The sequence below is a fragment of the Streptococcus mitis subsp. hohhotensis genome, assembly GCF_020089495.2.
Classification (GTDB): Bacteria; Bacillota; Bacilli; order Lactobacillales; family Streptococcaceae; genus Streptococcus; species Streptococcus hohhotensis.
The window spans coordinates 142,941-158,374 of the sequence record NZ_JAIRCA020000002.1 but is presented as its reverse complement, the minus strand read 5'-3'; the positions used below and the strand labels follow the sequence as shown (position 1 = coordinate 158,374).

Sequence of the window (15,434 nt, the reverse complement as noted above, 5' to 3'; positions counted from 1 at the left end):
CAGCTAACATCTATCGAATACAATAGCTGATTCCTGCTGAAAAGTAAGCTATGCAGTTTTATACTCTTCGAAAATCAAATTCAAACCACGTCAGCGTCACCTTACCGTACTCAAGTACAGCCTGCGGCTAGCTTCCTAGTTTGCTCTTTGATTTTCATTGAGTTTTAATAAAACAAAAAAGAGAAATCTATCTCATACATGAGTACAAAAGCTCCCCTTATAGTTTCTAGTGAAAAACAAATATTCACTAGAAACTATAGGGGGAGTCTGCATATATCTAAAAGAAATTCTAAACCTGTTTCAGCTTGATATAGTGTTTAAATAAAATGTGAACAAATTTATTAGGGAATTCAAATCAATTTCATGCTTTAAAAGTCGTTTCGTACTATTTTAGATTCAATTAATTATACATCATAGATAATCCGCTTCAAAAATCTCTTCAAATCACGTCAGGTTCACATTTCCATATAAGAGAGAAATTTATTGTTGTAAAACTTTTCTTGGCTTGGTACCTTCAGCTGGACCAATGACACCTGCCATCTCAAGCTCTTCCATGAGACGGGTCGCACGGTTAAATCCAACTGATAAACGTCGCTGAATCATAGATGCGCTAGCTTTCTGGGTCTCAATAACTAGAGCCTTGGCTTCTTCAAAAAGCGGATCTCCACCAGATTCACCATCTGAAAATTCTCCGTCATTTTCAGAAACTTCTCCCGGATCAAAACTCTCATCGTAGTCCGCATCAGCCTGAGCCTTGATGAAGTTTACGATGCGTTCAACATCATCATCCGAAATAAAGGAGCCTTGGAGACGAACTGGATGATTTTCATCGATTGGTTTAAAGAGCATATCTCCACGTCCAAGCAGTTTCTCAGCTCCATTTTCATCTAAAATAGTACGGGAGTCTGTCCCTGATGAAACCGCGAAAGCGACACGAGAAGGAACATTGGCCTTAATCAACCCAGAGATGACATCAACGGATGGACGCTGGGTTGCAAGAATCATGTGGATACCTGCAGCACGCGCCTTCTGTCCAAGGCGAATGATAGCATCTTCCACTTCCTTGCTGGCTACCATCATAAGATCCGCCAACTCATCCACAATCACGACAATAAGCGGTAGGGGAACCTGCTTGTACTCAGACTGGGCATTGAACTCTTCTACCTTGGCATTAAAGCCTGCAATATTACGGACTCCTACCTTGGCAAAGAGTTCATAACGATTTTCCATTTCATCCACAACCTTTTGCAAAGCCTTGCTGGCCTTGCGTGGATTGGTCACAACTGGAATCAAGAGATGAGGAATGTCATTGTAAACAGACAACTCAACCATCTTGGGATCGACCATCATAAACTTAACTTGGTCTGGTCTCGCTTTCATGAGAATGCTGGCGATAATGCCGTTAACGGCGACCGACTTCCCTGAACCCGTTGAACCTGCAACTAGCAAGTGGGGCATTTTGGAAAGATCAAAAGCCCTTGCGGTGCCATTAACCGCCTTTCCTAGAGGAATTTCCAAGAGATTTTCTGCTTTTGTTTGAGATTGTTCCCATAGTTCGCGGAAGGACACAGTCGCAATCTCAGAGTTAGGTACCTCAATTCCCACTAAAGATTTCCCTGGGATAGGTGCTTCGATTCGGACATCCTTAGCAGCCAAGGCTAGAGCGAGGTCATCTGCTAGATTGGAAATGCGGTTAACCCTTACACCTACTGCTGGCTTAACTTCATACTTGGTCACTGATGGCCCAATTTCGGCTCGTTCAACCGTTACCTTGATACCAAAGCTAGCAAAGGTTTCTTCTAGGATTTTGATATTTTCCCGAACGATTTTCTTCTCTTTAGACTGGTCTTTGGGTTTATCTGGGGCAAAGAGTTGTAAACTTGGAAGTTTATATTCAAGGGCTTCCTTGGCTGAAAAATCAACCTGTACATCTTCATCATCAGAGCCATCTTCTTGTTCAGGGAATTCAAGCTCTGGTTGAGGCAGGATGATTTCTGGTTCCACCCAGTCTTCTTCTGGAAAAGGTGGAGCGTCAAGTACAACATCTGCTGTCAGAATTTCACCCGTTTCCATATCAATAGGAGGCAAATCGAGTAAGGCTTTTTCAGCCTCTTCTTGTTCTAATCTAGCCTCTTCCTCAGCCTTTTGACGAGCTTTTTCTTCTTGTTTGACAAAGCGTTCTTCTTTTCGACGCTCATGACCTTCCCGCCATTTGGCAAATCCTCTACTGAAAAATTCAGCAATATCGTAAACAGACCAAGGACTGACTAGGAGGGCACCCACTAAAATCAAGATAGAACCAATAAAGTAAGTGCTGATATTTGAAAAGAGAAAGGCGGTTGGAATATAAAGAGCGACACCAATCAAGCCCCCTCCAGCAAAACTGGTCGTTCGAAAACCAGTCAGATCCGTCACAACCTGAGCCATGGTACCTTTTAATACCGACTTATCCAAACCATATTTCCAAACCAAGTAGGCCTCAAAAATCAAGAGCAAACCTGCAAATATGGTGAAAAATCCAGATAGGAGCCCTTCCTGTTTTCGTATCCACTTGAAAAAGAAGAGGTAGAGCAGGATACCAACTATTGCCAGATAAGCTAGGCTACCCACCAGCAAGCGAATTAAATTGTAAAGGGTTATACCTGCAGCCCCTAATTTAAAGGCTGCGAAAATCAATAAAAGTGCGATTCCCAACGAAATCAACATTCGTTGAATCGCTTCTTTTCTTTCGAGTTCTGCTTTAGACGGTCTCCGTCTTGTTTTACTTGTATTCTTGTTTGCCATTCTTCTATTATACCATATTTCACAGGCATTTCGGAAAGAGAAAAAGACTGCACCAAACGGTCCAATCTTTTCATTTTTCTATTTTTTATGCTTGTGGTTTGCGTAGGTAACCATAGACCACACCACTTACGATTGCTCCTACCAAGACAGAAACGAGGTAAAGGAGAGCATTTGAAGTAAGGGCGATAACGAAGATTCCTCCGTGTGGCGCCATGAGTTTGATACCAGTAAGACCAACGAGGCCACCTGCTACTGCTGAACCAAGGATGAAACTTGGGATCGCACGAGCTGGGTCAGCGGCACCAAATGGAATTGCTCCCTCAGTGATAAATGACAAGCCCATGATGATGTTTGTTAAACCAGAGTTGCGTTCTTCCTTAGTAAATTTATCTTTGAAAAGAAGAGTTGCGACAAAGATTGCAAGTGGTGGCACCATTCCTCCAGCCATAACTGCTGCCATGGCTACAGAACCACCTGAAGAAACAGTTGCTGCAAGCGTACCTGTACCAAATACATAGGCAGCTTTGTTAACTGGTCCACCCATGTCAACAGCCATCATTCCACCAAGGACGATACCAAGAAGGACAGCTGAACCTCCTCCAAGACCGCCTAGGAAGTCATTCATAGCAGTGTTGATTGCTGCCATTGGGATGTTAACAGCTAGCATAACAAATCCAGTCAAGATTGTTCCAAGAAATGGCAAGAGAAGAATTGATTTAGCACCTTCAAGTGAACGTGGAACTTTAACGTATTTCTTGATAGCAAGAACCAAAGCACCTGCGATAAATCCACCTACAAGGGCACCTAGGAAACCAGATGAGACACCTGCAAGAGTTGAAGTTGCTTCACCACCTGCGGCATAAGGGATTTTACCAAAGGCAAAACCTTCTTTGGCAATAGCACCAGCCACGAAACCTGCTACCAAACCTGGTTTTTCAGCGATAGAGTAGGCAACATAACCTGCAAAGACTGGAAGCATCAAGCCAAAGGCTGCACCACCAATTTTCATGAACATAGAAGCTAGCTCATGGTAAGAACCAAGACTTCCAAGGTTTTCATTTGGAACACCCAAAGCACCATCAATCAAGAAAGCAAGGGCAATCATGATACCACCACCAATAACGAATGGTAACATTTGAGATACACCACTCATCAAGTGTTTGTAGAAGGCACCACCAAGGCTTTGTTTTTCGTTAGAGGCTGTTGCATCTTTTGCTCCATTAGCAGCACGGTAGACTTCAGCATCTCCAGAAAGAGCCAAGTTAATCAATTCTTCTGTCTTACGGATACCGTCAGCAACTGGACGATTGATCAATGGTTTGCCATCGAAACGATCCATTTCAACAGCCTTGTCTGCTGCGATGATAACAGCTTTAGCCTTACGAATGTCTTCCGCAGTTAGTTGGTTACCAACACCACTAGCACCGTTGGTTTCGACCTTAATTCCAACACCCATTTCAGTAGCCACTTTTTGAAGAGCTTCTTGGGCCATGTAAGTGTGGGCAATACCTGTTGTACAAGCTGTAACAGCTACAACAAAGTCACCAGATTCATTGACAGGTGCTTGAACTGGCTCCTCAGCTTTTTCTGAAGCTTGGTCAAAAAGTTCGATTATTTGATCAGCTGATGTTGCTTGACGAAGTTTGTCAGCAAATCCGTCTTTCATCAAGTATTGAGACAATTCTGCCAAAGCTGCTAAGTGAGTGTCATTGGCACCTTCTGGAGCTGCAATCATGAAGAATAGATCAGTTGCTTGTCCACCCAAACTCTCATAGTCAACACCCTTATTTGACTTGGCAAATAGAACTGTCGCTTCTTTGACAGCAGCATTTTTGCTGTGAGGCATTGCGATTCCGTCACCCAAACCAGTAGAAGTGAGAGCTTCACGCGCCAAAATTCCTTCTTTAAATGTTTCAAAATCTGTTACATAACCGTGGTCTATCAAACTTTTAATCATCTCTTCAATGACAGCTGTTTTTTCAGTTGCCTGCAAATCCAGCAACATAACATCTTTTCTCAATAGGTCTTGAATTTTCATCGTTTTTCTACCTCAACTTTTTCATATGTTTCTTTAATAAATTCTGCTGTTGCCAAGTCATCTGAGAATGTCGTTGCTGTTCCACAAGCAACTCCCCATTTGAAGGCTTCTACTGCATCTTTTGATTTGACAAATTCACCGGTAAATCCAGCAACCATAGAGTCACCAGCACCAACTGAATTTTTGACTGTTCCCTTGATAGGTTTTGCGAAGTAAGCTCCCTCAGATGTGACAAGAAGGGCACCGTCACCAGCCATAGAGATAATGACGTTTTGAGCTCCTTTAGCCAGTAACTGACGAGCGTATTTCTCAATTTTCTCTAAACTTTCGAGTTTAACCCCAAAAATCGCTCCAAGCTCGTGATTATTTGGTTTGACCAAGAGTGGCTGATAGTCCAAACTATCAATCAAGGTCTGTCCTTCAAAGTCACAAACCACTTGCGCACCAGTCTGGCGTGTCAAGGCAATCAAATCCTTGTAGATGACGTTGCCTAGATTTTTAGCACTTGAACCAGCAAATACAACTGTATCTTCTGCAGTCAAACTAGATAAAATAGCTTTCAATTCTTCTAGCTGATCCGGTTCAACAGTTGGGCCCGTTCCGTTGATTTCTGTTTCTTGGTCCGCTTTAATCTTGACATTGATACGAGTATCTTCTGCCACTTGGACAAAACGCGTCTCGATTTCTTCCTCTGCCAAAGTATCTGTGATAAATTTACCAGTAAAACCTCCGATAAATCCAGTTGCTGTATTGGGAATATCCAAACGTTTCAAGACACGACTGACATTGATTCCTTTCCCACCAGCAAACTTATCATCACTGTCCATACGATTGACACTACCGACTTGAACTTGGTCCAAGCGCACGATATAGTCAATGGATGGATTGAGTGTGACTGTATAAATCATACTTCTATTACCTCCGTTTTCTCCTTAATAGCCTGCAAGAGCTCATGCCCTTGACTTGTGATAACAATAGCACGTTTGAGTGGTGCTACCTTGGCAAAGCAAGTTTGTCCAATCTTAGACGAATCCACCAAGACATAGGTCTGTTTGGCATTCTCTAAAATAGCACGCTTCACAGCTCCCTCCTCCATATCAGGAGTCGTATAATAGCCATCGTCCACACCATTCATCCCGATAAAGGCACGGTCAAAGTGCAATTGGTTAATCTGGTTAAGAGCAACGCCCCCGATGCTAGCATCTGTTGCCATCTTGACACTTCCTCCAACCATGACAGTTGGAATCTGATTTTCAACCAACTGAGCGGCATGGTGAATCGAATTGGTCACGACTGTGACATTTTTATTAACCAATTCATGAATCAAAAAGGCTGTCGTTGTTCCAGCATCGATAAAGATGACATCTTGTTCCTTGATGAGAGAGGCTGCTTTCTGAGCAAGTAACTTCTTCTCTTGAAGGTTTTTGACAGATTTTTCTTGAATGGTTTCTTCTTCCTGCAAGGAATGGGGCAATTCTGCTCCACCATGCACGCGACGAAGCTTGTTTTCTGCTTCCAATTCATCCAAGTCTCTTCGAACCGTTGATTCTGAGGTCTCTAACAAACTAACTAATTTTTCTAGAGAAACTACATGATGTTGATTTAACTCCTCTAAAATCAGTTGCTTCCGCTCTGTTTTTAACACTGAATCACCTCCTGTTATCGTTTACACTATTCATTCTATCATACTTTATTTCAAAGTCAAGCATTTTTTATCATTTTCTTTCAAATTCTATCATTTTTCTTATTTTCAGAATTTTTATTGCAAGATAAGTATCTTTATGGTAGACTATTTGAGTAAGTATTGGAAGATTACTCAAGAGGCTTAAGAGGCCGTGTTGGAAACGCGGTAGGCGTGTAATAGCGTGCGTGGGTTCGAATCCCATGTCTTCCGTAGAGAATTACCAGAAGCTGGGCAAAACTCAATTTCAGTAGAAAATGAAGTAAATCTTCCCACAAAAAAATGCATAGTATCAAGTTTTTTCAACACCTGATATTATGCGTTTTTTTGATTTTAAAGACTTTTCCCCAGCCTCGTTTTTTGCTATTTTCGAAGTGATCTTTTTGACCAGTCCTATACATCATTTTTATACTCAACGAAAATCAAAGAGCAAAATAGGAAGCTAACCGCAGGTTGCTCAAGGTACAGCTTTGAGGTTGTAGATGAAACTGACGAAGTCAGCTCAAAACACAGTTTTGAGGTTGTGGATAGAACTGACGAAGTCAGTAACCATACCTACGGCAAGGTGAAGCTGACGTGGTTTGAAGAGATTTTCGAAGAGTATTAAGGAGTATAGAATAGTATTTTAACTCCATCCTCTAAAGTGCTTTCAATAAAAGATACTTGAACACCATATTCAGCATATAAGCTGTATGCGCTAAGTCAAAACAATCATTCTTTTCTAATTTATCGTAAATAAATCTAACATCACAGAATACTGTCAGATGACTTAAAAAATGATTCTTTGGAAAAAGCGAATCGAAACTTGATTTATCACTTTTTATTCCACTATCTTTTTGTCACACATATTTATAAAGTACTTGTGCAAGCGCACATCATCAGTCAATTCTGGATGAAAAGAAGTTACCAACATATTTTTTTCTTGGGCTGCAACGATTTGATCGTCAACTCTTGCTAGAATTTCTACACCTTCTCCAACACTGCTGATAATTGGACCACGGATAAAGGTCATTGGAATACTACCAACTCCCTTACATTCTGCTTCCGTATAGAAACTTCCTAATTGGCGCCCATAGGCATTTCGCTCGACCACCATATTCATAGTTCCAAGATGACTCTCGTCCTGAGAAGTAATTTCCTTAGCCAGCAAAATTAAGCCTGCACAGGTTCCAAAGGCTGGTAAACCAGATAGAATGGCTTCTCGAATGGGAATCAGCATGTTCTGATCACGTAAGAGCTTGCCCATGGTTGTAGACTCACCACCAGGCAAAATCAAACCCGACAAGTCACTCTGAGATTTCTGAAAATCCTCTAAATTTCTGATTTCAACACTCTCGACACCTAATTGATCCAGCACTTTTGCATGTTCTGCAAAGGCACCTTGCAAGGCCAATATTCCGATTTTCATCTATTTTCCTCGCTCTGCCATGAGAATTTGGATTTCATTTTCATTGATACCAACCATGGCTTCTCCTAAATCTTCAGAGATTTGAGCTAGGATTTGAGGATTTCGGAAGTTAGTCACAGCCTTAACAATGGCGCTCGCTCGTTTAACAGGATCTCCTGACTTGAAAATACCTGAACCGACAAAGACCCCCTCTGCCCCTAATTGCATCATCAGCGCTGCATCTGCTGGCGTTGCAACTCCTCCAGCAGCGAAGTTTACAACTGGCAATTTCCCATGTTCATGAACGTATTGAACCAATTCTACAGGGACTTGCAAGTCCTTAGCAGCAACATAAAGTTCGTCCTCACGTAGATTTTGAATGCGGCGAATTTCCTGATTCATCATACGCATATGGCGAACAGCTTGGACAATATCTCCTGTACCTGGTTCTCCTTTTGTACGAATCATAGAAGCACCTTCAGCGATACGACGCAAGGCTTCACCCAAGTCCTTAGCTCCACAGACAAAAGGAACTTGGAATTCTTTCTTGTCCACATGGAAACGGTCATCAGCTGGAGATAGAACTTCACTCTCATCGATATAATCAATTTCAATAGCCTCTAAAATTTGAGCTTCAACAAAATGCCCGATTCTGACCTTGGCCATTACTGGAATACTAACTGCTTCTTGGATTTCCTTAATCATCTTTGGATCACTCATACGGGAAACTCCACCAGCTGCACGAATATCAGCTGGAATCCGCTCCAAGGCCATAACAGCTGCCGCACCAGCAGCCTCTGCAATACGAGCCTGTTCAGGGTTCTGAACGTCCATGATAACTCCGCCCTTAAGCATCTGTGCCAAGTTTTTATTTAGTTCATAACGATTTTCAGTCATTTCTTTTTCCTCATCATTTGTATTGGTAGCTACCATTTCATTTTAAGTTAGATTAGAATGAATCACAAGATAAAAAAAACGTAATTGTATGGGGACAGATTATCTAAAAAACTATCTGACCTCAACTTAAGGCCAGATAGCTCATTCATTTTTATTTTTCAGCTGTAAGTGCAGCCATTGTGATGTAGTTGTATGGTTTGTTGAAGTGTGGCAAGAAGAAGAGGTCTGTCAATGCCAATTTATCAATTGTTACATGTTCTTGGATAGCAAGTGAGAACATGTGAATTCCCATGCTGATTGCAGAATCGTGTGAAACCATTTGGGCACCAAGAATTTCACGGCTATCTTTGTCAAAGACAATCTTAATCGCAACTTCATGGTTATCATGTTTCATGAATTCTGGTTTTTGAAGATCGTTAAAGCCTGTTTCAGTTGCATTGTAACCAGCAGCTTTCGCTTTTTCAAGAGTCAAACCAGTTGAAACCATGTGAAGACCGTAGATAGAGATACCGTTTGAACCTTGAACACCGATTCCTTCCAATTCATGTCCACATGCGTTATATGCACCAACGATACCAGTACGAACAGCGTTTGAAGCAAGAGCGATGTAGCTAGTGTCTTTACGAGCGTTGTCATAAACAGTCGCACAGTCACCTACTGCGTAAACGCCTGGGATAGATGTTTCTTGTTTCTTGTCTACAAGGAAGGCACCGTTGCGGAAGAGTTCAATCTTACCATCAGCAAGGGCTGTGTTTGGACGGAAACCAACTGCAAGGATAACCATGTCCACATCGAAAGTTTCTTTATCCGTAATCAAGCGTTCAACTTTACCGTCACCTTCGATTGCTTTAACAGTTTGACCAAGAGCCAAGCGGATATTGTGGTCTTCCAAATTCTTCGCCATCATTTGTGTGAAGTCTTTGTCATAGTAACCATTCAAGACAGTATCAACGATGTCGACAAGGACAACTTCTTTTCCAAGACGTTCAAAGGCTTCAGCCAGTTCAACACCGATGTAACCACCACCAACAACAGCGATACGGTCGAGGTGTTGGCTCTTGTCAGCCAATTTGTGAATCACTTCTTCAGCGTTTTGGTACAATTTCACGAATTGTACGTTTTCAAGAGTTGCTTTAAATTCGCGGTTTCCTTTAACAATTTCAACACCTTCGATTGGTGGCAAGATTGGTGTAGAACCTGTAGCGAAAATCAATTTTTCGTATGATTCTTTGTGCTCTTTTCCTTCAACTTCTGCTGTAACTACTTTATTATCATAGTCGATTGAAAGAACAGGTGAGTTCATGTAAACTTTGGCACCTTTAGCTTCCAATTTTTCTTTATCAGAATAGAACAAGCCTTCAGCACCGTCAATTTGTTCCCCAATCCAGAGAGCCATTCCACATCCTAGGAAAGAGATGTTAGAGTTTTGGTCAAATACAACGATTTCGTTCTCATTCCCAAAATTATCCAACATAGTATTAATACATGCTGTACCAGCGTGGTTAGCACCAACTACAACGATTTTACTCATAGAAAAATTCCTACCTTCAATTTTAAATTTACTCTTCTAGTATAACATTTACTGTTAGCGTTTACAAGAGTTTAGCTAATTTTCCCGATTTTTTTGTAAAAAAATGTAAATAATCTGTATTTTATCAGCCTTTCTTACAATTACTCTTTATTTTCTGAGCATATTTCTTGACAAGTTTACAAATTTTATTTGTGAAAACGCTGACTTTATGGTATGCTAGTATCATGGAAAGAAAATGTAAGGGGTTCATTTTTCATAAATTTACTATATTTCAACCTTCTTTTCATAAGAGAAAGGAGTTGGTAACTTGCCTCTTAGTTCACATTCTGAACGCCTAATGGGAACCACTATCACTATTTCATTAGTGGATGAGCGAGCAGATAGCTTGCTCCAAAAATCCTTTGATTTACTCAGAGAGCTCGAATACCGCTTCAATGCCAATAGCCAAGAATCTGAGTTGATGGAAATCAATTATCAAGCTGGAATAGCTCCTGTCAAAGTTCATCCAGACCTGTTTGAACTGATTTCACTTGGTTTAGAGCATAGCCTAGCGCCCTCTAGCCATCTCAACATCAGTATTGGTCCCTTAATTCAAACCTGGCGCATCGGTTTTTCGGATGCCAAGGTCGCACAACCTCAAAAAATTGAATCGGTACTTCCTTTAATCAATCCTCATTATATCGAGTTAGATTCTTCTACTTCCACTGTATTCTTGAAACAGAAAGGAATGAAGATCGATCTTGGTTGTTTAGCCAAGGGTTATAGTGCAGATAAAGTTGCCCAATTTCTGAGAGAAGAGGGAGTGACATCTGCCTTGATTAATCTGGGAGGGAATATCCTGACCATTGGAAAAAATCAGGCAAGAGGAAATCAGCCTTGGCAAATCGGGATTCAAGACCCAGCCAATCCTCGGGGAAATCACTTAATGACCATCCCCGTTGTCAATCAATCTGTCGTAACTTCAGGCATTTATGAACGTCACCTGACAGTCGATGGAAAAGATTACCATCATATTTTTGACAGCCAAACAGGATATCCTGTTGAAACGGAACTAGCAAGTCTCACAATCATCTCTGATAAATCAGTCGATGGTGAAATCTGGACAACTCGTTTATTTGGAGAAAGACCTGCTTCTATCCTTTGGCAAGTCGAAAGTTTGGAGGGAATCGAAGCGATTCTGATTGATAAGGAAGGCCACCTAAGTTGTTCTTCAGGAATTCCTACTCTATAGAGACAACTGTTTCAATGGAGTTTTAAAATCGTATTATGTAAAAAGAGAAAGGAAATCTCATGTTAAAACTTATTGCTATTGTTGGAACAAATTCAAAACGTTCTACAAACCGTCAATTGCTTCAATACATGCAAAAACACTTTGCTGATAAAGCTGAAATTGAACTTGTTGAAATCAAAGACATTCCTGTCTTTAACAAACCAGCTGACAAGCAAGTACCTGCTGAAATTTTAGAAATTGCTGCTAAAATTGAAGAGGCAGATGGCGTTATTATCGGTACTCCTGAGTACGACCACTCTATCCCAGCTGTTTTGATGAGCGCTCTTGCTTGGTTGTCTTATGGTATTTACCCACTCTTGAATAAACCAATCATGATTACAGGTGCTTCTTACGGTACACTCGGTTCATCACGTGCTCAAATGCAACTTCGCCAAATCTTGAATGCTCCAGAAATCAAAGCAAGTGTCCTTCCTGATGAATTCTTGCTTTCACATTCTCTTCAAGCCTTTAACCCAAGTGGAGATCTAGTAGATCTTGATGTTATTAAAAAACTGGATGCCACTTTTGACGACTTCCGTATCTTTGTAAAAATTACAGAAAAATTGCGCAACGCACAAGCCCTACTTCGCAAAGATGCTGAAGACTTTGACTGGGAAAATTTGTAAGATAGGAGACCAAAAAGAATGAAATTTGTTGGACTTGTAGGATCAAACTACGATCAATCATATAACCGTAAACTCTTGGAATTCATCCGTCGTCACTTCAAACTCAAATTTGAATTAGAAGTCCTCGAAATTGATGAAGTTCCAATGTTTAACCAAGACGAAAAATGGGACGAAAGCTTCCAATTGCGTCTCTTGTATAACAGAATTACGCGTGCTGATGGTGTCATTATCGCTACTCCTGAGCACAACCACACAATCTCAGCTTCTCTAAAATCTGTTCTTGAATGGCTTTCATATGAGGTTCATCCATTTGAAAACAAACCAGTCATGATTGTTGGAGCTTCTTACTATGACCAAGGTACTTCTCGTGCCCAAGTTCACCTTCGTAAGATTCTTGACGCTCCAGGTGTTAATGCCTATACGCTTCCAGGTAACGAATTCCTTCTTGGTAAAGCCAAAGAAGCATTTGACGCAGAGGGCAATATCACAAATGAAGGAACTATTAATTTCCTTGAAACATGCTTGGACAACTTTGTAAAATATGTGGGAGTCGTTTCAAAATTGAAAAAACCAAAACCAATTGCACCAGAAGATTTATATTGTACAAATTCAATTGCAACTACCATTCAAGGTGTTGATCCAGACGATCCTGAATGGGTAGAAAAAGCAGCTGAACTTGTTGGAGCTGTTTCTGGAGATACTTACGTTAAATTAGACCATGGTATCTTGACAGTTAACCAAATTGACATGTTCTTGAAAGCAATGCCATTTGAGTTGACATATGCGGATGATAATAACCAATTCTTGTACTTTAATAACGCCCACCAAGATCCAAATACAATGTTTGGTAAACGTGTACGTGCTCAATCAGGAAACCGTTTAGGAACTGTACACGGTTCATTGCCAGATTCTAGAATGAAAAACGTTGAATGGGTTGTCGGCGTATTGCGTAACGGGGATCAAGAATATGTCCGTACAATTGTGCCAGGAACACCAGAAGGCGTTATTAATACCCATAATTACCAAGCAATGTACTATCCAGATGGTTCATATGCTGGAATCAATGAAATCATCTTTAATTTCCAACCATGGCTTGACTGGTACCTCAATACAACTGGTCAACGTCTAGTTGGTGGAAATGCTGCAGCTCCTGCTGGAGGACATGGTGGAGCAGATGCTACATCTGGAGCTTCAGATTCAGGTGATGCTGGAGGTCACGGTGGTGGCGCAGACGCTACATCTGGCGCAAGTAATTAATAATTTTAGGAACCGTTATGGTTCCTTTTTTAGTGACTCTTTATCAACTGTATTTGGTGGGATGCCAACCCTTCTCTATGGAGTTATCGCCAGCAACGGTTTGAAAGTCTTGATCAAAGAACGTGTTGATTTCGCTCAAATGCGTAACCTAATCATCGCAAGTGCTATGTTGGTACTTGGACTTGGAGGAGCTATCCTTAAACTTGGTCCAGTTACCCTTTCAGGTACTGCCCTATCAGCCATGACAGGAATCATCTTGAACTTGATCTTACCATACGAAAATAAAGACTAAAAGTCTAAATACATCAAAAAAACGAGCATTTCCAATTACGGAAGTGCTCATTTTTCTTCTTTCTAAAAAAGGAAAGCCCTGCGGCCTTCCTTTGTCTTACTTACGTTTCTTCTTCGCTTTTTTCATTTTATTCGCCATGCGTTTCATGGACTGTTTCATGGCAAATTCACCGATTTTACCTTTTAGTCCGCCACCAAACATCTGGCTCATATCTGGCATTCCTGCTCCTCCGAGAGCTGACAGGTCAGGCATGCCACCTTGTCCCATCATTCCTTCAAGGGCAGACAGATCCATTCCTCCCATATTTGGCATATTTTTTGGAAGGTTGTTTGGATTGATTCCCATCTGCTTCATCATCTTGTTCATATCCCCAGACATGACACCCTGCATGAGCTGTTTAGCCTGGTTAAAGTCCTTGATGAATTTATTAACTTCGACAAAGGTATTTCCAGAACCAGCAGCGATACGACGGCGACGGCTTGGATTTAACAAGTCTGGATTTTCACGTTCTTCAGGTGTCATGGAAGACACAATGGCACGTTTACGAGCAATCTGGCGCTCATCCACCTTCATGTTTTGAAGGGCTGGATTGTTGGCCATACCTGGAATCATCTTGAGCAAGTCTTCCATCGGCCCCATGTTTTGCACCTGATCCAACTGATCAATGAAATCATTGAAATCAAAGGTGTTTTCACGCATCTTCTCAGCCATTTCAAGGGCTTTTTGCTCATCGTATTCCTGAGAAGCTTTCTCAATCAACGTAAGCATATCTCCCATACCAAGAATACGGCTCGACATACGGTCTGGGTGGAAGGTCTCAATGTCCGTAATCTTTTCACCTGTACCAGTGAACTTGATTGGTTTTCCAGTGATGTGACGAACCGATAGAGCCGCACCACCACGAGTATCCCCATCAATCTTGGTAAGGATAACCCCAGTGACTTCTAACTGAGCATTGAACTCACGTGCAACATTGGCTGCTTCTTGACCAATCATGGCATCAACCACGAGCAGAATTTCGTTTGGTTGAGCCAATTCTTTTACGTCACGAAGTTCATTCATCAAAAGCTCATCAATCTGCAAACGACCTGCCGTATCAATCAAGACATAATCGTTGTGATTGGCTTGGGCTTGTTCCAAACCTTGACGAACAATCTCCACAGCTGGAACCTCTGTCCCAAGAGCGAAGACAGGCACATCAATCTGTTGTCCCAAGGTCTTAAGCTGATCAATAGCAGCAGGACGATAAATATCCGCCGCAATCATCAAAGGACGAGCATTTTCTTCTTTCTTGAGTTTGTTGGCCAATTTACCAGCAAAGGTTGTTTTACCAGCCCCCTGCAAACCGACCATCATGATAATCGTAGGAATCTTAGGTGACTTGATAATTTCTGCCGTATCAGAACCTAAAACAGCTGTCAGTTCCTCATCAACGATTTTAATAATTTGTTGCGCAGGATTAAGGGTATCAATGACCTCATGCCCGACTGCACGCTCACGAACTTTCTTGATAAAGTCCTTTACAACAGGCAAGGCAACGTCGGCCTCAAGCAAGGCCAAGCGAATTTCTTTGGTTGCCTCTTGGACATCAGATTCAGAGATTTTTCCTTTTTTACGTAGATTTTTAAAGACGTTTTGCAAACGTTCTGTTAAACTTTCAAATGCCATTTT

11 protein-coding genes, 1 tRNA gene and 1 pseudogene are annotated in these 15,434 nt (G+C 41.4%); 5 read left to right on the top strand and 8 right to left on the bottom strand.

Annotated features, from left to right (window positions below):
• Positions 1-480: 480 nt before the first annotated feature.
• From K4Z77_RS01815 to K4Z77_RS01800, 4 genes are all read right to left on the bottom strand, one after another.
• Positions 481-2,784 (bottom strand): DNA translocase FtsK, encoded by a 2,304-nt coding sequence (locus K4Z77_RS01815; protein ID WP_343236526.1) that lies wholly within the window; start codon positions 2,782-2,784, stop codon positions 481-483.
• 85 nt (positions 2,785-2,869) lie between these two features.
• A complete protein-coding gene (locus K4Z77_RS01810) occupies positions 2,870-4,822 on the bottom strand; it encodes a PTS fructose transporter subunit IIABC (RefSeq protein ID WP_224218257.1) in 1,953 nt (650 codons plus the stop codon).
• Positions 4,819-5,730, bottom strand: a complete 912-nt coding sequence (gene pfkB / locus K4Z77_RS01805; RefSeq protein ID WP_224218256.1) for a 1-phosphofructokinase — start codon at positions 5,728-5,730, stop codon at positions 4,819-4,821. Before pfkB ends, K4Z77_RS01810 begins: the two co-directional genes overlap by 4 nt.
• On the bottom strand, positions 5,727-6,467 hold the full coding sequence (locus K4Z77_RS01800) for a DeoR/GlpR family DNA-binding transcription regulator (protein WP_224218255.1): 741 nt from the start codon (positions 6,465-6,467) through the stop codon (positions 5,727-5,729). The genes pfkB and K4Z77_RS01800 overlap by 4 nt, the downstream gene beginning before the upstream one ends.
• Before the next feature lie 161 nt (positions 6,468-6,628).
• Between K4Z77_RS01800 and K4Z77_RS01795 the strand changes: the two genes are divergently transcribed.
• Positions 6,629-6,716, top strand: a tRNA-Ser gene (locus K4Z77_RS01795).
• A gap of 607 nt (positions 6,717-7,323) precedes the next feature.
• Here the strand turns inward: K4Z77_RS01795 and pdxT are convergent.
• The 3 genes from pdxT to nox form a co-directional block, all read right to left on the bottom strand.
• Positions 7,324-7,911, bottom strand: coding sequence for a pyridoxal 5'-phosphate synthase glutaminase subunit PdxT (gene pdxT, locus K4Z77_RS01790; RefSeq protein WP_224218254.1), 588 nt, complete (start codon positions 7,909-7,911; stop codon positions 7,324-7,326).
• On the bottom strand, positions 7,912-8,787 hold the full coding sequence (gene pdxS, locus K4Z77_RS01785; protein WP_000138517.1) for a pyridoxal 5'-phosphate synthase lyase subunit PdxS: 876 nt from the start codon (positions 8,785-8,787) through the stop codon (positions 7,912-7,914).
• Positions 8,788-8,938: 151 nt separating this feature from the next.
• The gene (gene nox, locus K4Z77_RS01780; RefSeq protein ID WP_224218253.1) at positions 8,939-10,318 is read right to left on the bottom strand and encodes a H2O-forming NADH oxidase; all 1,380 of its coding nucleotides are present in this window, start codon (positions 10,316-10,318) and stop codon (positions 8,939-8,941) included.
• A gap of 307 nt (positions 10,319-10,625) precedes the next feature.
• Here nox and K4Z77_RS01775 point away from each other — a divergent pair, with 307 nt between their 5' ends.
• The 4 genes and pseudogenes from K4Z77_RS01775 to K4Z77_RS01760 all read left to right on the top strand — a co-directional run.
• On the top strand, positions 10,626-11,549 hold the full coding sequence (locus K4Z77_RS01775) for an FAD:protein FMN transferase (protein WP_224218252.1): 924 nt from the start codon (positions 10,626-10,628) through the stop codon (positions 11,547-11,549).
• A gap of 59 nt (positions 11,550-11,608) precedes the next feature.
• Entirely contained in the window at positions 11,609-12,214 is a 606-nt protein-coding gene (locus tag K4Z77_RS01770) for an NADPH-dependent FMN reductase (RefSeq protein ID WP_033677008.1), read from the top strand.
• A gap of 18 nt (positions 12,215-12,232) precedes the next feature.
• Positions 12,233-13,471 carry an NAD(P)H-dependent oxidoreductase gene (locus K4Z77_RS01765; protein ID WP_224218251.1) on the top strand — a complete coding sequence of 413 codons (1,239 nt, stop codon included), beginning with the start codon at positions 12,233-12,235 and terminating at the stop codon, positions 13,469-13,471.
• A gap of 49 nt (positions 13,472-13,520) precedes the next feature.
• Positions 13,521-13,763 (top strand): annotated as a pseudogene (locus K4Z77_RS01760) (uracil permease); the annotation flags it as partial.
• A 96-nt stretch (positions 13,764-13,859) separates the two neighbouring features.
• Here K4Z77_RS01760 and ffh read toward each other — a convergent pair.
• A complete protein-coding gene (ffh, locus tag K4Z77_RS01755) occupies positions 13,860-15,431 on the bottom strand; it encodes a signal recognition particle protein (RefSeq protein ID WP_224218250.1) in 1,572 nt (523 codons plus the stop codon).
• Positions 15,432-15,434 lie beyond the last annotated feature (3 nt).

Coding starts and splice junctions, on each gene's coding strand:
- K4Z77_RS01765 (WP_224218251.1), top strand. CDS start 12,233: ATGAAATTTGTTGGACTTGTAGGATCAAACTACGATCAATCATATAAC.
- pdxT (WP_224218254.1), bottom strand. CDS start 7,911: ATGAAAATCGGAATATTGGCCTTGCAAGGTGCCTTTGCAGAACATGCA.
- ffh (WP_224218250.1), bottom strand. CDS start 15,431: ATGGCATTTGAAAGTTTAACAGAACGTTTGCAAAACGTCTTTAAAAAT.
- K4Z77_RS01810 (WP_224218257.1), bottom strand. CDS start 4,822: ATGAAAATTCAAGACCTATTGAGAAAAGATGTTATGTTGCTGGATTTG.
- nox (WP_224218253.1), bottom strand. CDS start 10,318: ATGAGTAAAATCGTTGTAGTTGGTGCTAACCACGCTGGTACAGCATGT.
- pfkB (WP_224218256.1), bottom strand. CDS start 5,730: ATGATTTATACAGTCACACTCAATCCATCCATTGACTATATCGTGCGC.
- K4Z77_RS01815 (WP_343236526.1), bottom strand. CDS start 2,784: ATGGCAAACAAGAATACAAGTAAAACAAGACGGAGACCGTCTAAAGCA.
- pdxS (WP_000138517.1), bottom strand. CDS start 8,787: ATGACTGAAAATCGTTATGAACTAAATAAAAACTTGGCACAGATGCTT.
- K4Z77_RS01770 (WP_033677008.1), top strand. CDS start 11,609: ATGTTAAAACTTATTGCTATTGTTGGAACAAATTCAAAACGTTCTACA.